General features: G+C 69.8%; 22 protein-coding genes. 12 read left to right on the forward strand and 10 right to left on the reverse strand.

Annotated features, from left to right (window positions below; translation table 11 throughout):
• Positions 1-12: 12 nt before the first annotated feature.
• Positions 13-249 carry a 30S ribosomal protein S18 gene (gene rpsR / locus ACWC5O_RS10740; protein ID WP_003949403.1) on the forward strand — a complete coding sequence of 79 codons (237 nt, stop codon included), beginning with the start codon at positions 13-15 and terminating at the stop codon, positions 247-249.
• An 18-nt stretch (positions 250-267) separates the two neighbouring features.
• Positions 268-714 (forward strand): 50S ribosomal protein L9, encoded by a 447-nt coding sequence (gene rplI / locus ACWC5O_RS10745; RefSeq protein WP_450586077.1) that lies wholly within the window; start codon positions 268-270, stop codon positions 712-714.
• A 113-nt stretch (positions 715-827) separates the two neighbouring features.
• On the opposite strand, the gene ACWC5O_RS10750 is transcribed toward rplI, so the two are convergent.
• Positions 828-2,165, reverse strand: a complete 1,338-nt coding sequence (locus ACWC5O_RS10750) for an MATE family efflux transporter (RefSeq protein ID WP_450586079.1) — start codon at positions 2,163-2,165, stop codon at positions 828-830.
• Positions 2,166-2,623: 458 nt separating this feature from the next.
• Here ACWC5O_RS10750 and dnaB point away from each other — a divergent pair, with 458 nt between their 5' ends.
• On the forward strand, positions 2,624-4,099 hold the full coding sequence (gene dnaB, locus ACWC5O_RS10755; protein WP_450586081.1) for a replicative DNA helicase: 1,476 nt from the start codon (positions 2,624-2,626) through the stop codon (positions 4,097-4,099).
• 62 nt (positions 4,100-4,161) lie between these two features.
• Positions 4,162-5,550: a serine hydrolase domain-containing protein gene (locus ACWC5O_RS10760; protein ID WP_450586082.1), complete on the forward strand. Its 1,389-nt coding sequence runs from the start codon at positions 4,162-4,164 to the stop codon at positions 5,548-5,550.
• 60 nt (positions 5,551-5,610) lie between these two features.
• Here ACWC5O_RS10760 and ACWC5O_RS10765 read toward each other — a convergent pair whose 3' ends face one another.
• Both ACWC5O_RS10765 and ACWC5O_RS10770 read right to left on the reverse strand, forming a co-directional pair.
• Positions 5,611-6,063 (reverse strand): N-acetyltransferase family protein, encoded by a 453-nt coding sequence (locus ACWC5O_RS10765; RefSeq protein WP_450586084.1) that lies wholly within the window; start codon positions 6,061-6,063, stop codon positions 5,611-5,613.
• Positions 6,064-6,072: 9 nt separating this feature from the next.
• Positions 6,073-6,531 (reverse strand): MarR family winged helix-turn-helix transcriptional regulator, encoded by a 459-nt coding sequence (locus tag ACWC5O_RS10770; protein ID WP_450586085.1) that lies wholly within the window; start codon positions 6,529-6,531, stop codon positions 6,073-6,075.
• Positions 6,532-6,675: 144 nt separating this feature from the next.
• Between ACWC5O_RS10770 and ACWC5O_RS10775 the strand changes: the two genes are divergently transcribed.
• Together ACWC5O_RS10775 and ACWC5O_RS10780 are read left to right on the forward strand one after the other, a co-directional pair.
• Positions 6,676-7,884, forward strand: a complete 1,209-nt coding sequence (locus ACWC5O_RS10775) for an MFS transporter (RefSeq protein WP_450586087.1) — start codon at positions 6,676-6,678, stop codon at positions 7,882-7,884.
• Between the two features lie 128 nt (positions 7,885-8,012).
• Positions 8,013-8,432, forward strand: coding sequence for a GlcG/HbpS family heme-binding protein (locus tag ACWC5O_RS10780; RefSeq protein ID WP_450586088.1), 420 nt, complete (start codon positions 8,013-8,015; stop codon positions 8,430-8,432).
• A gap of 78 nt (positions 8,433-8,510) precedes the next feature.
• Here ACWC5O_RS10780 and ACWC5O_RS10785 read toward each other — a convergent pair whose 3' ends face one another.
• A complete protein-coding gene (locus tag ACWC5O_RS10785; protein ID WP_450586089.1) occupies positions 8,511-9,377 on the reverse strand; it encodes a GNAT family N-acetyltransferase in 867 nt (288 codons plus the stop codon).
• Between the two features lie 163 nt (positions 9,378-9,540).
• Here ACWC5O_RS10785 and ACWC5O_RS10790 point away from each other — a divergent pair, with 163 nt between their 5' ends.
• Both ACWC5O_RS10790 and ACWC5O_RS10795 read left to right on the forward strand, forming a co-directional pair.
• Positions 9,541-10,176, forward strand: coding sequence for an HAD family hydrolase (locus ACWC5O_RS10790; protein ID WP_450586091.1), 636 nt, complete (start codon positions 9,541-9,543; stop codon positions 10,174-10,176).
• A gap of 315 nt (positions 10,177-10,491) precedes the next feature.
• A complete protein-coding gene (locus ACWC5O_RS10795) occupies positions 10,492-11,982 on the forward strand; it encodes a globin domain-containing protein (protein WP_450586093.1) in 1,491 nt (496 codons plus the stop codon).
• 14 nt (positions 11,983-11,996) lie between these two features.
• Here ACWC5O_RS10795 and ACWC5O_RS10800 read toward each other — a convergent pair whose 3' ends face one another.
• The 5 genes from ACWC5O_RS10800 to ACWC5O_RS10820 form a co-directional block, all read right to left on the reverse strand.
• A complete protein-coding gene (locus ACWC5O_RS10800) occupies positions 11,997-12,479 on the reverse strand; it encodes an NUDIX domain-containing protein (protein ID WP_389178940.1) in 483 nt (160 codons plus the stop codon).
• 92 nt (positions 12,480-12,571) lie between these two features.
• Positions 12,572-13,477: a LysR family transcriptional regulator gene (locus tag ACWC5O_RS10805; protein ID WP_450586095.1), complete on the reverse strand. Its 906-nt coding sequence runs from the start codon at positions 13,475-13,477 to the stop codon at positions 12,572-12,574.
• A gap of 217 nt (positions 13,478-13,694) precedes the next feature.
• Entirely contained in the window at positions 13,695-14,843 is a 1,149-nt protein-coding gene (locus ACWC5O_RS10810; RefSeq protein ID WP_450586097.1) for a cystathionine gamma-lyase, read from the reverse strand.
• Positions 14,840-15,331 carry a low molecular weight protein-tyrosine-phosphatase gene (locus ACWC5O_RS10815; protein WP_450586099.1) on the reverse strand — a complete coding sequence of 164 codons (492 nt, stop codon included), beginning with the start codon at positions 15,329-15,331 and terminating at the stop codon, positions 14,840-14,842. Before ACWC5O_RS10815 ends, ACWC5O_RS10810 begins: the two co-directional genes overlap by 4 nt.
• 7 nt (positions 15,332-15,338) lie before the next feature.
• The gene (locus tag ACWC5O_RS10820) at positions 15,339-15,716 is read right to left on the reverse strand and encodes a phage holin family protein (protein ID WP_450586101.1); all 378 of its coding nucleotides are present in this window, start codon (positions 15,714-15,716) and stop codon (positions 15,339-15,341) included.
• A 60-nt stretch (positions 15,717-15,776) separates the two neighbouring features.
• On the opposite strand from ACWC5O_RS10820, the gene ACWC5O_RS10825 reads away from it, so the two are divergent.
• From ACWC5O_RS10825 to ACWC5O_RS10840, 4 genes are all read left to right on the forward strand, one after another.
• Positions 15,777-16,094, forward strand: a complete 318-nt coding sequence (locus tag ACWC5O_RS10825; protein ID WP_094218692.1) for a cupin domain-containing protein — start codon at positions 15,777-15,779, stop codon at positions 16,092-16,094.
• A 166-nt stretch (positions 16,095-16,260) separates the two neighbouring features.
• Positions 16,261-16,473, forward strand: a complete 213-nt coding sequence (locus tag ACWC5O_RS10830; RefSeq protein ID WP_450586103.1) for a DUF5326 family protein — start codon at positions 16,261-16,263, stop codon at positions 16,471-16,473.
• 274 nt (positions 16,474-16,747) lie between these two features.
• Positions 16,748-17,590 (forward strand): IclR family transcriptional regulator, encoded by an 843-nt coding sequence (locus tag ACWC5O_RS10835; RefSeq protein ID WP_450586104.1) that lies wholly within the window; start codon positions 16,748-16,750, stop codon positions 17,588-17,590.
• Between the two features lie 99 nt (positions 17,591-17,689).
• On the forward strand, positions 17,690-18,127 hold the full coding sequence (locus tag ACWC5O_RS10840) for an SsgA family sporulation/cell division regulator (protein ID WP_450586106.1): 438 nt from the start codon (positions 17,690-17,692) through the stop codon (positions 18,125-18,127).
• A 97-nt stretch (positions 18,128-18,224) separates the two neighbouring features.
• Here the strand turns inward: ACWC5O_RS10840 and ACWC5O_RS10845 are convergent, their stop codons facing one another.
• The gene (locus ACWC5O_RS10845; protein ID WP_450586108.1) at positions 18,225-19,667 is read right to left on the reverse strand and encodes a YibE/F family protein; all 1,443 of its coding nucleotides are present in this window, start codon (positions 19,665-19,667) and stop codon (positions 18,225-18,227) included.
• Positions 19,668-19,705 lie beyond the last annotated feature (38 nt).

Below are 19,705 nucleotides of genomic sequence, written 5' to 3' on the forward strand. Positions count from 1 at the left end.
AGGAGAAACACCATGGCGAAGCCGCCTGTGCGCAAGCCTAAGAAGAAGGTCTGCGCTTTCTGCAAGGACAAGGTCACGTACGTGGACTACAAGGACACGAACATGCTGCGGAAGTTCATTTCCGACCGCGGCAAGATCCGTGCCCGCCGCGTGACCGGCAACTGCACGCAGCACCAGCGTGACGTCGCCACGGCCGTCAAGAACAGCCGTGAGATGGCGCTGCTGCCCTACACGTCCACCGCGCGCTAAGGGAAGGGTGACCGACACATGAAGATCATCCTCACCCACGAGGTCTCCGGCCTCGGTGCCGCCGGCGACGTCGTCGACGTCAAGGACGGCTACGCTCGCAACTACCTCATCCCGCGGAAGTTCGCTATCCGCTGGACCAAGGGTGGCGAGAAGGACGTCGAGCAGATCCGTCGTGCTCGTAAGATCCACGAGATCCAGACCATCGAGCAGGCCAACGCTGTGAAGGCCCAGCTCGAGGGCGTCAAGGTGCGCCTGGCTGTTCGCTCCGGCGACTCCGGCCGTCTCTTCGGTTCCGTCACCCCGGCCGACATCGCTTCCGCGATCAAGGCTTCCGGTGGCCCCGAGGTCGACAAGCGCCGCATCGAGCTCGGCGCGCCGATCAAGACCCTGGGCGCCCACGAGACGTCCGTGCGTCTGCACCCCGAGGTGGCCGCCAAGGTCAACATCGAGGTCGTCGCGGCGTGACGCTGCGCTCGTCTTGAGCAGCTGAGAGGGGCCGCCTCCTACGAGGCGGCCCCTCTTCGCGTTCGGTGTCGGTACGGCTGCGCGCCGGGCGCTGCATGTTTCACGTGAAACGGTCAGCGCGTCGCGCCTGTCACGATCCAGCGGCCCGAGCGGGCGCGGAGCCAGAGGGTCAGCATTCTGACCGTCATCATGAGCGTCATGGCCGCCCAGAGTGCCGTGAGGCCCCCGCCCAGCGTGAGGACGAGCAGCGCCACCGGGGCGAACACGGCCAAGGTCGCCACCATCGCCCAGGCCAGATACGGCCCGTCCCCGGCGCCCATCAGGACACCGTCCAGCACGAAGACGATCCCGCAGACGGGCTGGGAGAGGGCAACCATCAGCAGCGCCGGCAGTGCCGTGTCCTTCACCACGGAGTCGCTGGTGAACAGCGGGAGGAAGAGCGGCCGGGCGGCCACCACGAGGAGGCCCAGTACGACACCGGCGGCTATGCCCCACTGGACCATGCGGCGGCAGGCGTCACGGGCGCCGTGGGCGTCGTTCGCGCCAAGGTAACGGCCGATGATGGCCTGTCCGGCGATCGCGATCGCGTCGAGGGCGAAGGCCAGCAGGCTCCACAGGGACAGGATGATCTGGTGGGCGGCGATGTCGGCGTCACCGAGGCGTGCCGCGACAGCCGTGGCGATCACGAGAATCGCCCGCAGCGACAACGTGCGGACGAGCAGGGGAACTCCGGCCTGTGCCGAGGCCCGGATGCCGGAGGCGTCCGGGCGCAGGGAGGCTCCGTGCTTGCGGGCCCCCCGCACGACCACGGCCAGGTAGACGGCCGCCATACCGCACTGTGCGATGACGGTGCCCCAGGCGGAACCGGCGATACCGAGTCCGGCGCCGTAGACGAGTCCCGCGTTGAGTGCGGCGTTGGCGACGAAGCCTGCGACAGCGACGTACAGCGGGGTCCTGGTGTCCTGCAGGCCGCGCAGCACGCCGGTGGCGGCGAGGAGGATCAGCATGGCCGGGATGCCGAGTGCGGAGATGCGCAGATACGTCGTGGCGTAGGGGGCAGCGGTGGCGGAGGCGCCGAAGAGGTCCACGATGTCCGGGGCCAGCGGGAGGACGAGGGCGATGACTGCCACGCCGAGGAGCAGGGCGAGCCAGATGCCGTCCATGCCCTGGCGGATGGCTGCCTGGAGATCGCCGGAGCCGACGCGCCGGGCCACGGCGGCCGTGGTGGCGTAGGCGAGGAAGACGAAGACGCTCACGGCGGTGGTGAGGAGAGCCGAGGCCACGCCCAGACCGGCGAGCTGGGCGGTCCCGAGGTGGCCGACGATGGCGCTGTCGGCCATGACGAACAGGGGCTCCGCGACGAGTGCGCCGAAGGCCGGGACGGCCAGCGCGATGATCTCTCGGTCGTGCCGGCGGGGGGTCGCCCGGGGGATCGCTGGAGCCTGTGTCATGAGCACTAATCTAATCGTCCACAGGTAAGAGATGCAATTGCTGACTGACCCTTACTTTCGATCTCGACCCGTGCACATGAGCGCACCGTTCGAGGCGATCTTGGTCCGACTGGGGAAGTTTTTCTTCTGCACAGCCCGTGGACGGTAAAGGTGCAGGTCAAAGCGCTGTGCTCGACGCGATCGAGGGCTTGTTCACAAGGCTGTCCACCGGGTCGTGCACAGGTTTCGGTGGGTTCTCCACAGCATCCGGGCCGTCGTCCACATGGCCTGTGGATAACCAGATTGGCTGACGGTGCCGACAGGCCTACGGTTGTCCGGCGCCCGCTTCTTCCCTCGGCCCGGGAAACGTCACAAAACCGACGCGCCAGAACCGGAGTTGGGCCTCTCAATTGTCAGTGTCGTGCCGTACAACAGAGGGCACGGCGAGGTCCGCCGTGCGGACGGGAGGAGGTGGCTCGGTGAGCATTTCCGAGCCCTTGGACGATCCGTGGGCCGACAGCGGACCCAGCGATCGTCTGCCCGCCTCCCGCCGCCGAAGCGACGGCGGCCGGGGCCGTGACGAACAGCACGACCGGGGCCGGGAGAACGGCGACTGGGAAGGCGGTTCCTCCTTCGAGCGAGTGCCGCCGCAGGACCTGGACGCCGAGCAGTCCGTGCTGGGCGGCATGCTGCTGTCCAAGGACGCCATCGCCGACGTCGTCGAGGTCCTCAAAGGCCACGACTTCTACAAGCCCGCGCACGAGACGATCTACCAGGCGATCCTCGACGTCTACGCCAAGGGCGAGCCGGCCGACCCCATCACCATCGCCGCCGAACTCACCAAGCGCGGCGAGATCAACAAGGTCGGCGGCGCGTCGTACCTCCACACCCTCGTCCAGACGGTGCCGACGGCGGCGAACGCCGAGTACTACGCCGAGATCGTCCACGAGCGAGCGGTCCTGCGCCGCCTGGTCGAGGCAGGCACCCGTATCACGCAGATGGGATACGCGGCCGACGACGACGTCGACGAGATCGTCAACCGCGCCCAGGCCGAGATCTACGCGGTCACCGAGCAGCGCACCAGCGAGGACTATCTGCCGCTCGGCGACATCATGGAGGGCGCCCTCGACGAGATCGAGGCGATCGGCTCGCGCAGCGGCGAGATGACCGGTGTGCCCACGGGCTTCACGGACCTGGACTCGCTGACCAACGGCCTGCACCCGGGCCAGATGATCGTCATCGCGGCCCGTCCCGCCATGGGTAAGTCCACGCTCGCGCTGGACTTCGCGCGCGCGGCGTCGATCAAGCACAATCTGGCCAGCGTCATCTTCTCCCTCGAAATGGGGCGCAACGAGATCGCGATGCGTCTGCTGTCGGCCGAGGCGCGCGTGGCCCTGCACCACATGCGCTCGGGCACCATGACGGACGAGGACTGGACCCGCCTGGCGCGCCGGATGCCCGAGGTCTCCTCCGCGCCGCTCTACATCGACGACTCCCCGAACCTGTCGATGATGGAGATCCGCGCGAAGTGCCGCCGGCTGAAGCAGCGCAACGACATCAAGCTCGTGATCATCGACTATCTGCAGCTGATGCAGTCCGGTGGTTCCAAGCGCTCCGAGAGCCGTCAGCAGGAGGTCTCGGACATGTCCCGTAACCTCAAGCTGCTGGCCAAGGAGCTGGAGGTACCGGTGATCGCGCTGTCGCAGCTCAACCGTGGTCCCGAGCAGCGCACGGACAAGAAGCCGATGGTGTCCGACCTGCGTGAGTCCGGCTCCATCGAGCAGGACGCCGACATGGTCATCCTGCTGCACCGCGAGGACGCCTACGAGAAGGAGTCACCGCGAGCGGGCGAGGCGGACATCATCGTGGGCAAGCACCGTAACGGCCCCACGGCGACGATCACCGTCGCTTTCCAGGGTCACTACTCCCGCTTCGTGGACATGGCCCAGACCTGACCCGGCCGGACTGCCGGGCAAATGAACTCGACGCATGGCGCCCCAGCGGATGGACTGGGCCCATGACGACATCGCAAGAAGAGCTGCTTCCGGGCACCCGGCGGGCATTGCTGCACCGGATCGCCGTCGCGCAGGCCGAAGGACGGGCGCCCTCGCTGGTCGCCGCGGTCGTGCGGGACGGGCGGGCCGTCTGGCACGGGTCGCGCACTTCGGTGGACGGGCACGGGCCGGACGAGAACGTGCAGTACCGGATTGGGTCGATCACCAAGACGTTCACCGCCGTACTGGTGCTGCGGCTGCGCGACGAGGGCGTGCTCGATCTCGGTGATCCCCTGGAGAAGTATCTGCCGGGTACCGGAGCCGGCGAGGCGACGATCGCCGAACTGCTCGCACACACCGCCGGGTTGGCCGCCGAGTCGCCCGCGCCCTGGTGGGAGCGGACCCCGGGCTCACTGCGCCCCGAGCTGAGCGACGTCCTCGGCGAGCAGCCCCTCCTGCACCCCGTCGGCCGACGCCACCACTACTCCAATCCCGGCTACACCCTGCTCGGCGCACTGGTGGAGGAGCTTCGGCGCGCCCCCTGGGGGGAGGTGTTGCGCAGCGAGGTGCTCGAACCCCTCGGCCTCCATCGCACCAGCGCCCAGCCGCAGGCGCCGCATGCGGGCGGCTGGGCGGTGCATCCCTGGGCCGACGCGCTGCTGCCCGAACCGCTGGAGGATCTCGGCCGGATGGCCCCCGCCGGCCAGCTGTGGTCCACCACCGGGGACCTCGCGCGGTTCGCCGCCTTCCTGGCGAGGGGGGACGACCGGGTGCTGAGCGCGGAGTCGGTGCGCGAGATGCGGACGCCCGCGGCGCCGGCCGAGGCCGCGGACGTGGTGGACGGGGCGACCTATGGCCTCGGCATGCAGGTCCAGCAGCGGGACGGCAGGCTCCTCGTCGGGCACTCCGGCTCGCTGCCCGGCTTCCTCGCGAACCTCACCATCAGCGTGGAGGACGACGTGGCGGCGGTGGTGCTGGCCAACTGCACCAGTGGCCCGCTGCTGGGTGCGGTGGGCGCCGATCTCGTCCGTATCGTCGCGGAGGCGGAGCCACGCATCCCCGAGCCGTGGCGCCCGCTGCGTGAAGTCGACCCGGACGTCCTGGAGTTGGCGGGGCAGTGGTACTGGGGGACGCACGCGTTCGCCCTGCGGGTGATGGCCGGCGGGCTTCTCGCACTGGGACCGCTGGCCGGTGGCGGTCGCCGGGCCCGCTTCCGTTCGAACGGAGACGGGACGTGGACGGGCCTGGAGGGTTACTACGCCGGAGAGCTGCTCCGGCCCGTCCGCCGCCCGGACGGGTCCGTGATCCATCTGGACCTCGGGTCGTTCGTGTTCACACGGCAGCCCTACGAGGAGGGGGCCGGAGTGCCCGGCGGGGTGGCTCCGAAGGGCTGGCGGGGGATCGCGGAGTAGGCGGCTTGTCGGCCGTGGGGTGGGCGTTTCACGTGAAACACCCACCCCACGGCCGTTCTTTCAGAGCTGGAGCTTGAACCCCACGTGCGAGGCGGTGAAGCCGAGGCGCTCGTAGAAACGGTGGGCGTCGGTGCGGCTGCTGTCGGAGGTCAGCTGCACCAACTGGCAGTTCTGGCGCCGGGATTCCTCGACAGCCCACTCGATGAGCTGGGTACCCAGGCCGCTGCCGCGTTCGTCGGCGTGGATGCGGACGGCCTCGATGATCGAGCGGGTCGCTCCCTTGCGGGAGAGCCCGGGGATGAGCGTCAGCTGGAGGGTACCGATGACTCGGCCCTCCCGCACCGCCACGACGAGCTGCTGGTTCGGGTCCGCGTTCAGCCGGTCCAGCGCCGCGAGGTAGGGCGTCAGGTTGTCGGGTGACTCGCGCTGGGCACCCAGTGGATCGTCGGCGAGCATGGCAACGATCGCCGGCAGATCGTCCGCGGTCGCACCGCGTATTTCAAGATCTCCCATACTCGCACCCTATGCGGGCACGTTCAGGGACTCCACGACGCGTACCAGCGGGGCCAGTTCGGGGTTCCTGGCCGCCTCGTCCAGCGCCTCGCGCAGGGCGGCGTCATTGGTGGGCCGCGCCTCCTCCAACAGCCGCATACCCGCCTCGGTGACGTTGGTGTAGATGCCGCGACGGTCGGTGGGGCACAGGTAGCGCTCCAGCAGACCGCGGTCCTCCAGGCGGGTCACCAGTCGCGTGGTGGCGCTCTGGCTGAGCACGACCGCGTCGGCGACCTGCTTCATCTGCAGATGGCCGCCTTCGCCCTCGTGCTGCCGGCTGAGCACGTCGAGCAGGGAGTACTCGCGCACGCTCAGGTCGTGCCCGGTCTGCAGGGCGCGCTCGATGTGCGCCTCGATCCTCCCGTGCAGGAGGGCGAGGGCGGACCAGCCCTGAGCGAGGGCGGTGAGCGCGGGGTCCGTCGCTGTCATTTGGCGTTTTCCTCCGTCCCGGAGCGGCTGGATCCAGGGTAGAGCACTCCCGCAATAGTCGGCGATTGCACTTAGCCCGCGTCTGCAACTATTGTGGACGCACGCAAAGCGCTCCTGCAATCGTCTGGGAAGGTGTATCCCCACATGCCTCTCGCGCTTCTGGCCCTCGCGATCGGGGCCTTCGGAATCGGAACGACCGAGTTCGTGATCATGGGTCTGCTGCCCGAGGTCGCCGGAGACTTCGGGGTCTCCATCCCCACAGCGGGCCTGCTCGTGACGGGATACGCCCTCGGCGTGGTGATCGGTGCCCCGCTGATGACCGTGCTCGGTACCAAGGTCTCGCGCAAGCGGATGCTGATGCTGCTGATGGGCCTGTTCATCGCCGGAAACCTGATCTCCGCCATGGCCCCCACCTTCGCGATCATGCTGATCGGACGGGTGATCGCCTCTCTCGCCCACGGTGCCTTCTTCGGCATCGGCTCGGTCGTCGCGGCCGAGCTGGTGGCTCCCGACAAGAGGGCCGGCGCCATCGCGATGATGTTCACGGGCCTGACCGTCGCCAATGTCGTCGGCGTCCCGCTGGGCACGCTCATCGGGCAGCACGTCGGCTGGCGCGTCACCTTCGGCATCGTCGCCGCCCTCGGTGTCGTCGGCCTGGCCGGCATCGCCAGGCTGGTGCCCGAGATGCCCAGGCCCGAAGGAGTGCACCTGCGCCATGAACTGGCCGCCTTGAAGAACGCCCAGGTCCTGCTCGCCATGGCGATGACCGTGCTCGGCTTCGGCGGTGTCTTCGCGGCCATCACCTACATCGCGCCGATGATGACCCACATCGCCGGCTTCGCCGACGGGTCCGTCACCTGGCTGCTGGTCCTGTTCGGCCTCGGCATGGTCGGCGGCAACCTCATCGGCGGCACGTTCGCCGACCGCGCGCTGATGCCGATGCTGTACGTCTCCCTGGGCGCCCTGGCCGCCGTCCTCGCGCTGTTCACGCTCACCGCGCACAACAAGATCGCCGCCGCCGTGACCATCGCCCTGATCGGCGCCCTCGGCTTCGCGACCGTCCCGCCGCTGCAGAAGCGCGTCCTCGACCAGGCCCACGGCGCCCCGACGCTCGCCTCGGCCGTGAACATCGGCGCCTTCAACCTGGGCAACGCCCTCTCCGCCTGGCTCGGCGGCATGGTGATCGCGGCCGGCTTCGGCTACACCGCCCCCAACTGGGTCGGCGCCGCCCTCGCCGCGGCCGCCTTGGTCCTCGCCGTCCTCTCGGCCGCCCTGGAGCGCCGGGACATCGGAGAGGGCGCCGTGGTGGCCTCCGGAAGCCCCGCCGGGCAGCGGACCGCCGTCCACCACTGAGCCCGCTGCGACCGCGGGGCATCACCACCCGTACCCGACCGTCATCCGGACCGCTGGGGCGCAGGCTGCCCCCGGCCCGTGCGGCACCCCCTCACCTCACGCACACACCGCACCAAGGAGAACGCTCCATGAGCACCACCGCCGTCGCCCCGCTCACCGTCGAGGACGCCGAGCTGCTCGTCGCCACGGCCCGGCGCGCGGCCGAGGAGGCCGGCGTCACCGTCAGCGTCACCGTTCTGGACGCAGGCGGCCACCTGCTCGCCTTCCGCCGGGACGACCGGGCCGTGCTGATCTCCGGCGAGACCAGCACCCGCAAGGCCTACACCGCGCTCCAGCTGAACGCGGCCACCGCCGACCTCGTGGACGCCGTCCAGCCCGGCGGCCTCTTCCACACGCTGCCCACGGCCCTCGACCGGCCCCTGCTCTTCATCGCGGGCGGTCTCCCCGTCCACCGGGACGGCCGACTGATCGGCGCGATCGGCGTCGGCGGCGGTGCCCCGGACCAGGACCACGGCTTCGCCGCCGCGTCCGTCCAGGCGCTCGCCTGACCGCACGGCCCGCGGCATGACATCGCCGGCCCCCGCCGCCCCTGGAGCGGTGAGGGCCGGCGTCTGCCGTGCGACCGCTCAGCCCGCGGCCACCGTCAGCGGCGCGAACCGGCGCGTCCAGTCCCCCGGCAGGTCCGTGACGCCGTAGGTCATGACGGCGTTGAAGGCCACGGAAGCCAGCCCCCGCGCCTTGGCCCAGGCCAGCAGCTCCTCGTGGCGAACGTCGATGTCGGTGCGCAGGGGGCGGTCCGTATGGGCTGCCAGCGAGGCGATGAGGGCCTTGGCCGTCTCGGTGTCCCGGGCGATCAGCGGGCCGACGACATGCGTGTCCATGTTGGGCCACGCGGCCGTGTAGCCGGTGATCCGGCCGCCGTCCTCGGCCACGCGCAGCTGATCGGCGAAGGCGGGCAGACGGGTGATGAGGGGAGTACGGTCGACGCCGAACACCTCCTCGTCGAGACGGAGGATCGAGGGCAGGTCCTCCGCGGTGGCAGCACGGGTCGCCACCCCGTTTTCCGGCCCGCCTGGGGCGAAGTGCCCCGTCACCATCTCCGCCCGGCCCGTGACCTTGAAGCCCAGTTCCTCGTAGAGCGGGCGCCCGTACGGCGTGGCGTGCAGGGTCAGCGGTGTGGTTCCCATGGCCGCGACGACATGCTGCATCAGTCGGCGCCCGACACCCCGGCGGGCGTGACGCTCGGCCACCAGGACCATGCCGATGGCGCCGAGCTCCGACCGCTCCCAGGAGCCGTACTCCGTGACGACGCAGGCGGCGACGAGCCCTCCGTCGGGATCGTCGATGCCGTAGCCCTTGCCGGCCGTGAGCAGGAAGCCCCACTTGTGTTCCTCGCGTGGCCACCCCCGATCTTCGGACAAGTCTGCGCAGGCGGTGAGATCGCGGAGCGTCAGACGGCGGATGGGCAGAGCAGTGAGGGAAGGAGTCGGCACGCAGGTCAGGCTGTCTGACGGGCACCCCTGACGTCCACCTGTTTCGATGCAGACGCAGGTGCTTTTGGCCAAGTAGTGGCCGTTCGCACAGGTCGTCGGCGGGCGTGGCTGTTTCACGTGAAACATCGGGGGGCGCGGTGGCGCCTCTCACTAGCCTCAGGCCATGGCGAGACTTCATCTCTTCGACCTCGATGGCACTTTGCTGCATGGCAGCACCGCTCCCGTGGAGATTTCCCGCCAGTTGGGCAGGGAGGCGGAGACGGTGGCGCTGGACCGGGAGATCGCGGAGGGACGGATAGGTCCGCCGGAGTATGCGACCCGGGTGTACGACCTGTGGGCGGAGCTGACCGAGGTGCATGTGAGTGCGGCCTTCGAAGCGGCTCCTTGGCTGGCCCGGATTCGTGAGGTCTGGGCGGAGATCAGAGCCACGGGGGACTACTGCGCGGTGGTGTCCCTCTCGCCTTCCTTCTTCGTGGAACGTCTCCTGGGCTGGGGTGCACACGCGGCCTACGGATCACGCTTCCCTGTCATGCCCTTCACCGAGCCCGTGGACCCGGCGGGGGTACTCAACGCCGCGGCCAAGGTGACCATCGCGGACCGGCTCTGCCAGGAATTCGGTGTGACCCGTGCGGACTGCGTCGCGTACGGCGATTCGCTGTCGGACAGGGAACTATTTGCTGTCGTACCGGTTTCTGTTGCGGTCAATGCGGACCGGCATCTGGCCGGACTCGCCACATACTCCTACACCGGCCGTGATCTGTGGGATGCCTATGAATTGGTGTACACGTCCGGTAGTTGAGGGAGTTCATGGTTCGCCCCTTGCTCGTTCCATGGGGAAGCAAGGGGGGACTTGTGTGCATGGCGACGGCCGGTAGGGTCGACTCCGGTTCACGTCCGGGATGGAGTGCACGCATCCCGTGCGGGCCGAGAGCAGGGCAGGCAGCCTAACGGGACGAAGAGATCGAAGACCCGCGTTTCCGGGTAAACGGCCGCGGCATCCGGCCAGGATGGGATGCTGCGGAGAGTGCTACGGCTGGCCGCCCGCCGGGGGAAAGCATGCGCCTCCCGAGGAGGTGCGCAGACCGACCGAGAGATGTTCGAGGCGAGGGCACCTATGGACGCTCCGACCACCACGTCGGGGGAGAACGGCATAGCGGGCGGAGGCGGCTGGTTCACGCCGCGCAACACGCCTTCGACCCCGCCGCCGGGCGGTGATCAGGAGACGGCCGAGGGACGCAGGCCCGCGGTGGTACGCCCGGTGGGCCGGCCGACCCGGGAGGGCGCCGCCCGCCCCGCGTCCGACGCTCCCGCCACCTACCCCGCTTCTGCCGCTCCCGTCGAGCAGCCCGCGCAGCCGCTCGCACAGGCCCCGCCCAGCGCATCGATTCCCGATCCCGCTGCGACCTCCGAGCCTGCACACCCGGCCGGCGCGTCGACCGAGCCGCAGCGCGTGCCCACCCACCACTCTGCTCCACCCGTCGTCGAGCAGGCATCCCCGGACGCCCTCGCCATCCGGGGCACGATGACCGAGATCGGCTCCGTCGCCGACAAGGTCACCTCCTACTTCTACGCGCTCCTCTTCGTTCGCCATCCCGAACTACGCCCGATGTTCCCGCCGGCGATGGACACCCAGCGGGACCGGCTGCTGAAAGCATTGCTCACCGCGGCCGAGCACATCGACAACAAGCCGGTCCTCGTCGAGTACCTGCAGAACCTGGGCCGTGGACACCGGAAGTACGGCACGCGCGCCGAGCATTATCCGGCCGTGGGCGAATGCCTCATCGGCGCACTCAGCAAGTACGCCTCCGCCATCTGGAACCCCGAGATCGAGGCGGCCTGGGTGCGGGCCTACACCACGATCTCCCAGGTGATGATCGACGCCGCGGCGGCGGACGAACTGCGCGCCCCGGCCTGGTGGCACGCCGAGATCGTCACGCACGACCTCAGAACCCCCGATGTCGCGGTCCTCACCGTCCGCCCGGACCAGCCCTACCCCTTCCTCGCCGGGCAGTACACAAGCGTGGAGACGCCCTGGTGGCCACGGGTCTGGCGGCACTACTCCTTCGCCTCGGCACCCCGCTCGGACGGCCTGCTCACGTTCCACGTGAAGGCCGTTCCGGCCGGCTGGGTCTCCAACGCGCTGGTGCATCGCGCCCGGCCAGGAGACGTCATACGCCTTGGCCCGCCGGTCGGCTCGATGACCATCGACCACACCACCGACAGCGGGCTGCTCTGTCTGGGCGGCGGCACCGGCATCGCACCCATCAAGGCCCTCGTCGAGGACGTGGCCGAGCACGGCCGGCGCCGTCAGGTCGAGGTGTTCTACGGCGCCCGCACCGACCACGACCTGTACGACATCGACACCATGCTCAGGCTCCAGCAGAGCCACCCGTGGCTCTCCGTGCGGGCGATCATCGACCAGCTGGCCCATCTCCAGCTGCCCGACGCCATACGGGAGTACGGCCCCTGGAACGAGTACGACGCCTACGTCTCGGGACCGCCCGGAATGATCCGCAGCGGGGTCCACGCCCTGCGGGACAGCGGCGTCCCCTCGGACCGCATACGGCACGACTCGGTCGAGGAACTGGTCGTCGTCGGGAACTGACCGGCGCCGGCCGACTATCCGAGGTCGGGGGCGTGCATGGCGCGGACGCCCTCGATATTGCCGTCCAGGTAGTGCCGCAGCGACAGCGGTACGAGATGGACGGAGGCGATGCCGACCCGGGTGAACGGGACACGGACGATCTCGTACTCGCCCGCCGGCTCCTCCACTTCGGGGCCGTGCCGCAGCGACGGGTCCATGGACTCCAGCCGGCAGACGAAGAAGTGCTGGACCTTCACGCCGGTCGCGCCGCCGTCCTCGCCGATGTGCTCCACGGTGTCCACGAAGCAGGGCACGACGTCGGTGATCTTGGCGCCGAGTTCCTCGTACACCTCGCGGTGCAGGGCGTCGACGACGGTCGGGTCCGCGGCCTCGACCCCGCCACCGGGAGTGACCCAGTAGGGATCGACACCGGGCTTGGTGCGTTTGATCAGGATCAGGTCGTCACCGTCCAGAAGAACGGCACGGGCGGTGCGCTTGACCACGGGTCGGACGGTCATGGGAGAAATGTGGCCCGGCTGGTTCCACGTGAAACATCCCACAGCGCCACCACCCGAGCACACCGCGTAAAACCCGGGAACAGGGGCTCATCTCATCCCCAGCTCGCGGCTGCCCGCAGAAGCCACTCGTGCGCCCGCGCGACATGCGGCATGGCGAGCGTTCCGGTACGCACCGCCAGGAAGTACGTGCGCAGCGGTGGCACCGCCGGGTCGTGCAGCGTCACGATCTCCCCCCGCTCGAGGCCGGGAGCGCACAGATAGCGGGGCAGCACCGCCAGTCCGGCGCCCGCGATCGCACAGGCGAGCACCGCACGCAGATCGGGGACGATGACCGTGCCTGAGGCGGCCGGGCGCGAGTCGAAGACGGAGGCCCAGTAGCGCGAGACGAACGGCAGCGACTCGTGGACCTCGACGACCGGCAGGTTCTCCAGGGCGGGCGCCCCCTTGAGGCGCAGCGCTCCGGGGCCGATCCGCTCGGCCCAGCGGGGGGCGGCGACCAGCATGTGCTCCTCGTCGCAGAGGGCGGTGGCGGTCAGGAGGGCACCGCGCGGCCGGACCGTGCTGATGGCCAGGTCATGGTGTCCGGCGGCCAGCCCCTCCAGCGTTTCCTCCGCGGTGCCGAAGGAGGCGCGCAGTGCGAAACCCTGGCCGTCGTCGCCGGTCAGTTCCGTCAGGACGGGAAGCGCGCGTTCGGCGGTGAACTCCGGCGGGCCGGCGAGATGCAGCGTCCGTAACGAGGACTCGTCGTCCAGGCCGCTCTCCGCTATCTCCACCAGGGCGTCGAGGTGCGGCGCGGCCTTGTGGGCGAGTTCGTCGCCGATCGTCGTGGGCGTGACTCCGCGGGCCTGCCGCAGGAACAGGGGGCGGCCCAACTGCCGCTCCAGGGTGCGGATCTGGGAGGTGACGGCGGGCTGGGAGAGGCCCAGCAGGGCGGCGGCGCGGGTGAAGGAGCCGGCCCGGTGCACGGTGACGAACGTGCGCAGCAAGGCCAGATCCATGGCACGCCCTTCCCTCTCCCTGCCCTTCTCCGGCCCCCGAGGCAGGCACCAACTATAAATAAGTCGATAGGTCTCTGTCGCTACCGTGATTGGACACTGACAGAGAGTCAACTAGCCTTGTTCGCGCGGTTCTTAGCGCGCGGAACCGAAGGCGGTCCGAGCCACGAGGGGGGAGGCTCGGACCGCCCGCAGACGGATCAGGCGGCTCCTGATCCGGTCACTCGGCGGACTCGTCCAGGGCCCGCAGCACATCCGCCACCAGGTCCTCGGGATCCTCGGCGCCGACGGACATCCGGATGAAGCCCTCCGGGACGGCGTCTTTGCCCCAGCGGCCGCGGCGTTCGGCCGTGGAGCGCACACCGCCGAAGCTCGTGGCGTCCTCGACCAGGTGCAGCGCCTGGAGGAAACGCTCGGCACGCGCGCGCGTGGGCAGCGTGAAGGAGACCACGCAGCCGTAGCGGCGCATCTGCTGGGCGGCGACCTTGTGCGCGGGGTCGTCGGGGAGCCCTGGATAACGCAGCCCGGAGACCTCGGGCCGCCGCCGCAGGGCCTCGGCGACCGCGAGGGCCGTCGCGTTCTGCCGGTCGACGCGCAGCTGGAGCGTGGCGATGGAGCGGTGCGCGAGCCAGGCCTCCATGGGGCCGGAGATCGCACCGACGATCTTGCGCCAGCGGCGTACGGCGGCCATCGCCTCGGCGTCGCGACCGGTGACGTAGCCCAGCAGGAGGTCACCGTGCCCGGTCAGCTGCTTGGTGCCGCTGGCCACGGAGAAGTCGGCGCCCAGCTCCAGCGGGCGCTGCCCGAGTGGGGTGGCGAGGGTGTTGTCGACGGCCACCAGGGCGCCCCGCGCGTGTGCCGCCTCGGCCAGCCGCCGGATGTCGCACACATCGAGCCCCGGGTTCGACGGCGACTCGATCCACAGCAGCCGCGCGCCGTCCAGGACCTCCAGCTGGGCGTCGCCGCCGGTGGGCGCGGTGCGCACCTCGATGCCGTAGGCCTCCAGCTGGGCGCGGACCAGCGGCAGCGCCTGGTAGCCGTCGCAGGGCAGGACGACCGCGTCCCCGGTACACAGCTGGGAGAACAGCACCGAGGAGATCGCGGCCATGCCGGAGGCGAACACCAGCGTCTCGACGTCGTCCCGCCCCGGCGCCTCCAACTCGCCGATGGCGCGCTCCAGCAGCGTCCAGGTGGGGTTGTCGTCCCGGCCGTAGGCGTATGGTCCGGACACCTCGCCCGGCAGGTGGAAGTGCGCGGCGAACACCGGTCCGGGCAGGGTCGGCTCGTGCTTGACGGGCTCGGGGAGTCCGGCCCGTACCGCGCGCGTGCCGTCGCCGACGCGGTCCGCGTCCTTGCCGGTGTCGCTCATGCGGCCCGTCCCTCCAGGTGTTCCCGTACGGCGGCGAGCAGACCGGTGCTCGCCGTCTCCGCCATCTCCAGGCACTCCTCGAAGCCGTCCCTGCCCCCGTAGTAGGGGTCAGGCACGTCGAGGTCGTCGCCGGCCGCGGGGTCGTACGCGCGCAGCAGGCGCACCTTGCGGGCGTCCTCCTCGGTGGGCGCGAGACGGCGCAGGGCCTTGAGATGGCCGGAGTCGAGGGCGATCACCAGGTCGAGGCGGGCGAACCAGGAGCGCTGGAACTGCCGTGCGACGTGCTCGGTGCCGTAGCCGTGCTCGTCGAGGACCGAGGCGGTGCGCGGATCGGCGGCATCCCCCTCGTGCCAGCCGCCGGTGCCGGCGCTGTCGATCTCCACCAGATCCGCGAGGCCGGCCTCTTCGACGCGCGCGCGGAAGACGGACTCGGCCATCGGGGAACGGCAGATGTTGCCGGTGCACACGAAACAGACGCGGTAGGCCATGGCGGGCTCAGTCCTCGTCGGGCAGGACGAGGTTCAGCGCCCACGAGACGACGGAGATGATCAGGCCGCCGAGCACGGCCGTCCAGAACCCGTCCACGTGGAAGCTCAGGTCGAGCTTGCCGCACACCCAGGAGGTCAGCAGCAGCATCAGCGCGTTGACGACCAGGGTGATCAGTCCGAGGGTGAGGATGAACAGCGGGAAGGTCAGCACCTTCATGATCGGCTTGACCAGGAAGTTCACCAGGCCGAAGATCAGCGCGACCACGATCAGCGTGCCGGCCTTCTTGGCCGTGCTGTCACCCGTGAGGGTGATCTTGTCGAGCAGCCACACGGCGACCGCCAGAGCGCCCGCGTTGGCGATCGTCTTGACTACGAAATTCTTCATGTGTCTGATCGTGGCAGACCAGATCGACGGTGAGCAGTGGGGCGAGGGCGGCAAACGGCGATGAAGGCATTCCGGCTGGACGAACTGGAGGCGGAGCGTGCCGCCAACGAAGGGGCCTACCTGCAGTTTCTGCGGGAGCGGCACATGTCGGTCGGCCTGTACGCCCTCAACGCGGGCGAGCACGACCCGCAGCGGCCGCACAACCAGGACGAGGTGTACTTCGTCGTCAGCGGCCGCGCGTCGATCACGGTCGGCGAGGAGACCACCCAGGTGGCGCGGGGCAGCGTGGTGTACGTGCCGGCCGGCGTCGCCCACAAGTTCCACCACATCAGCGAGGATCTGCGGGTTCTGGTCGTCTTCTCTCCGCCTGAGGCCTGAGCCCGGCCCTCAGGGTTCCCTAGGGGGCGGGTCAGGGGAGGACAAGGGGTGCGAGGCCCCCGCGGGACCCTCTGGCGGCCCTAGCATCGAGTGCAGACATCGAGAACTGTGTCCACGACAGCGCGCAGTACGCCGTGAACGCACCGGAACGCAAAGGACGAGGGCAATGCGAGAGATCTTCGCGGTGCTGCCGTGGTGGGTGAAGTGGGTCGCGGTGCCGGTCATCGCCCTGGTCGTCTTCGGCAGCCTGATAGCGACCGTGGTCGGCTTCGTGATCGGCCTGCTCTTCAAGGCGCTGATCTTCGTCGCCCTGGTCGGTGGACTGATCTACGTCGTGCGCAAGTTCATGTCGAACTCCTCGTCGCGCAGCGACTGGTGAGGGACACGGGAGCCGGTGACCGGTAACGGGAATCGCCGGTTCCCTCGGGGGAGGGAAGTTTCCTCAGCAGGCCGTCTGCACGCGGTGGCGGGCGGTTAGAGTCCGGAACCCCACGCGGGGCCGGGCCCCGCGGGCGGCGTACACCCCCACCCGTGCTTCCTCCGCACGGGCTGCCCCCACCCTCGCGCTACGGGAGTGACCCTTGGCCACGGTTGACACCGCACCGGCAGAACCCCACGCACCCCCCGCTCCGCCGCACTCCTGCACACCCCCCATGCAGCGGCCACCCTCCGCGGCCGTCCCGGGACAGCCGCGTGCCGCGTCCCTCGACGGAACCGCGCACTCCTCGGACGTTCCGGGTCAACCGTCCGCCGCGACCCTCATCGGATCCGTGCAGCGCGCGATGCGCCTGCTGGAGACCGTCGCGGCGCATGAGTACGGCGCCCCCGCCAAGCAACTCGCCCGCGAGACCGGCCTTGCCCTGCCCACGACCTATCACCTGCTGCGCACCCTGGTCCACGAGGGCTATCTGCGCCGCGAGAAAGGGCTGTTCTTCCTCGGTGACGCAGCCGAGCGGCTGAGCAGCAGCGGAGCGCAGCAGAAACGTCGCAGCACGGTGGCCGACACCCTGGCGCACTGGCACGATTCCATCGGTGTGCCGGTGTACTACGCGATGTACCGGGACGGCGAGATCGAGGTCATGTGCGTCGCCGACTCGCGGGAGACCCCGGCGGTCGAGGAGTGGGCCGACTTCCGCGAGACGGGGCACGCCCACGCGGTCGGCCAGTGCCTGCTCTCCCAGCTGGACGAGGACGCCCGCCGGGACCACCTGAGCCGCTATCCGGTGCAGTCCATCACCCCGTACACCGTGCGCGACAACCACGCCCTGCTGCGCCGGCTGGCCCGGATGCCACGGATGGAGCCGGTGGTGGAGCGTCAGGAGTACGCGCTGGGGACGGTCTGCGCGGCGATTCCGATCACGGTCGGCACCACGGCGGCCACGTTGGGCATCTCGCTCCCCGCCCACCAGGCCGACCGTCTGCTGCCCGCCGCCCAACGGTTGCAGGCCGAGATCGGGCGCCATCTGGGCGCGCTGACGCTCTCTATCAGTATCTGAAAACTCACTCCTTGTGATCTGTTGTGCACGTTCAGCAAGATTTGGACCACGGTCGAGGGATCAATCCCGGCCAGTCGATGTCATTTGACGGGGTAGGCGATGCGGGAATCCGTACAAGCAGAAGTCATGATGAGCTTTCTCGTGTCGGAGGAGCTCTCCTTCCGCATTCCGGTGGAGTTGCGCTACGAGACCTGTGATCCCTATGCCGTGCGGTTGACCTTCCATCTGCCCGGTGATGCCCCGGTGACCTGGGCCTTCGGCCGAGAGCTGCTGATCGACGGGGTCGGACGGCCGTGCGGTGAGGGGGATGTGCACATCTCCCCCGTCGACTCCGAGGTGCTGGGCGAGGTGCTGATCCGGCTTCAGGTCGGCGGCGACCAGGCCCTGTTCCGCTCTTCCGCACCGCCGCTCGTGGCCTTCCTCGACCGCACGGACAAGCTCGTGCCGCTCGGGCAGGAAGGCGCGCTGGCCGACTTCGACGCCCACCTCGACGAGGCCCTGGACCGCATCCTGGCCGAGGAGCAGAGCGCCGGCTGAGGTGTTGCGGCGACGGGGCGCCAGGCGCTCCGCCATGCCGCCTGCGACTGTGCAGGAACGCTTCTTCAATGGGCTCCCGGACCCGGCCCGGGCCTCCTCACCGCTTCCGGCGTCGGCCCCTGCCGCCGCGCGCCGGAACGGGTTGTGCCCCGGCGGGGGCCGCCGCGTCCGGTCCCGGCCGGTCGGCCGACACCACCAGGGCGGCGAGCACGGTGGTGACCGGGACGGAGGCGACCAGGCCGATCGAACCCACGAGCGTGCGCACGATCTCCTCCGCCACCAGCTCGCTGTTGGCGACCGTGCCCACGCTGCTCTGCGCGATCGAGAACAGCAGCAGCAGCGGCAGCGCGGCACCTGCGTAGGCGAGGACGAGGGTGTTGACCACCGAGGCGATGTGGTCGCGACCGATCCGGATGCCCGCCCGGTATAGCCCGCGCCAGCCCATCGCCGGATTGGCCTCGTGCAGTTCCCAGACCGCCGAGGTCTGGGTCACCGTCACATCGTCCAGGACACCCAGCGAACCGATGATGACGCCGGCCAGCAGCAGACCGCTCATGTCGATCGACGGATACAGGCCGTGGATCAGGCCTGTGCTGTCGTCCGTGTTGCCGGTCAGCGCGGCCCAGTCGATGAACTCCGAGCCGAGGATGCCGATCAGCAGGAGTGAGGCCAGCGTGCCGAGCACCGCCACCGATGTACGGGCCGACAGTCCATGGCACATGTAGAGCGCGATGAGCATGATCGCGCTGGATCCGACGACGGCCACCAGCAGCGGATTCGAGCCCTGCAGGATCGCGGGGAGGATGAAGAGCGTCAGCACCAGGAAGCTCACGGCCAGCGCCACCAGCGCCATGACACCGCGCATCCGGCCCACCACCACGACGGCGAGCGCGAAGATCCCCGCGAGCAACGCCATCGGGAACGTACGGTTCACATCGGTGACGGAGTACTGCAGGTCCTTCGGCGCCGAGGGCTCGTAGGCGACCACGACCTTCTCGCTCTGGTGCAACTGCCGTGACTGGTCCGGCTGCACGATCTCGGTGAACGTACGGCCCTGGTCGTTGCCGGTGTCGACCCGGACCGTCGCCTTCGTGCAGGTAGCTTTCGCCTCCTGCTGCGCCGAGTTGCCCCCGGCGGTGGAGGTGTCGCCGGGCGAGGTGCCCCCCGATGCGTTCACCGACTTGCAGCTCACCTCGACCACCTTGGTGACCGTGGCCTGCTGTGTCTGGCGGTCGAAGCCGACGCCCGTGCGCTCGTGCGGCGGGGCTCCCCCGGGCCAGAGCACCACCAGGCCGACCACGACCGCGGCCGCGAACGGGATCAGGACCGCCGCGATGACCTTGCGCAGATGCTTCGAGACGGGCGCGGCGGGTCCGTGGCTGTGGCTGTGGCTGTGCCCGTGCGAGTGGCCGTGGCCGGCGCCCGGGCCCTGCTGGCGCCGGTGTCCGTGGCCGTCATGGACGTGGCCGCCGCCCTGTCCGGAGCCGCCTCCGCGCGGCGGTTCGGACGGCGGGTGCGGGTGCTGCTCCGTCGTGGTCACCGCCCGATCATCGCAAGAACGGCAGGGGCCCCCTGTTC

The sequence above is a fragment of the Streptomyces sp. NPDC001450 genome, from assembly GCF_053597295.1.

Bases quoted from the DNA above. Each gene is read 5' to 3' on its own strand.
- ACWC5O_RS10775 (WP_450586087.1), top strand. From the start codon at position 6,676: ATGCCTCTCGCGCTTCTGGCCCTCGCGATCGGGGCCTTCGGAATCGGA.
- ACWC5O_RS10770 (WP_450586085.1), bottom strand. From the start codon at position 6,531: ATGACAGCGACGGACCCCGCGCTCACCGCCCTCGCTCAGGGCTGGTCC.
- ACWC5O_RS10825 (WP_094218692.1), top strand. From the start codon at position 15,777: ATGAAGGCATTCCGGCTGGACGAACTGGAGGCGGAGCGTGCCGCCAAC.
- ACWC5O_RS10840 (WP_450586106.1), top strand. From the start codon at position 17,690: ATGCGGGAATCCGTACAAGCAGAAGTCATGATGAGCTTTCTCGTGTCG.
- ACWC5O_RS10790 (WP_450586091.1), top strand. From the start codon at position 9,541: ATGGCGAGACTTCATCTCTTCGACCTCGATGGCACTTTGCTGCATGGC.
- ACWC5O_RS10795 (WP_450586093.1), top strand. From the start codon at position 10,492: ATGGACGCTCCGACCACCACGTCGGGGGAGAACGGCATAGCGGGCGGA.
- ACWC5O_RS10780 (WP_450586088.1), top strand. From the start codon at position 8,013: ATGAGCACCACCGCCGTCGCCCCGCTCACCGTCGAGGACGCCGAGCTG.
- ACWC5O_RS10835 (WP_450586104.1), top strand. From the start codon at position 16,748: ATGCAGCGGCCACCCTCCGCGGCCGTCCCGGGACAGCCGCGTGCCGCG.
- ACWC5O_RS10830 (WP_450586103.1), top strand. From the start codon at position 16,261: ATGCGAGAGATCTTCGCGGTGCTGCCGTGGTGGGTGAAGTGGGTCGCG.
- ACWC5O_RS10765 (WP_450586084.1), bottom strand. From the start codon at position 6,063: ATGGGAGATCTTGAAATACGCGGTGCGACCGCGGACGATCTGCCGGCG.
- rplI (WP_450586077.1), top strand. From the start codon at position 268: ATGAAGATCATCCTCACCCACGAGGTCTCCGGCCTCGGTGCCGCCGGC.
- ACWC5O_RS10820 (WP_450586101.1), bottom strand. From the start codon at position 15,716: ATGAAGAATTTCGTAGTCAAGACGATCGCCAACGCGGGCGCTCTGGCG.
- ACWC5O_RS10810 (WP_450586097.1), bottom strand. From the start codon at position 14,843: ATGAGCGACACCGGCAAGGACGCGGACCGCGTCGGCGACGGCACGCGC.
- ACWC5O_RS10800 (WP_389178940.1), bottom strand. From the start codon at position 12,479: ATGACCGTCCGACCCGTGGTCAAGCGCACCGCCCGTGCCGTTCTTCTG.
- ACWC5O_RS10750 (WP_450586079.1), bottom strand. From the start codon at position 2,165: ATGACACAGGCTCCAGCGATCCCCCGGGCGACCCCCCGCCGGCACGAC.
- ACWC5O_RS10815 (WP_450586099.1), bottom strand. From the start codon at position 15,331: ATGGCCTACCGCGTCTGTTTCGTGTGCACCGGCAACATCTGCCGTTCC.
- ACWC5O_RS10760 (WP_450586082.1), top strand. From the start codon at position 4,162: ATGACGACATCGCAAGAAGAGCTGCTTCCGGGCACCCGGCGGGCATTG.
- rpsR (WP_003949403.1), top strand. From the start codon at position 13: ATGGCGAAGCCGCCTGTGCGCAAGCCTAAGAAGAAGGTCTGCGCTTTC.
- ACWC5O_RS10805 (WP_450586095.1), bottom strand. From the start codon at position 13,477: ATGGATCTGGCCTTGCTGCGCACGTTCGTCACCGTGCACCGGGCCGGC.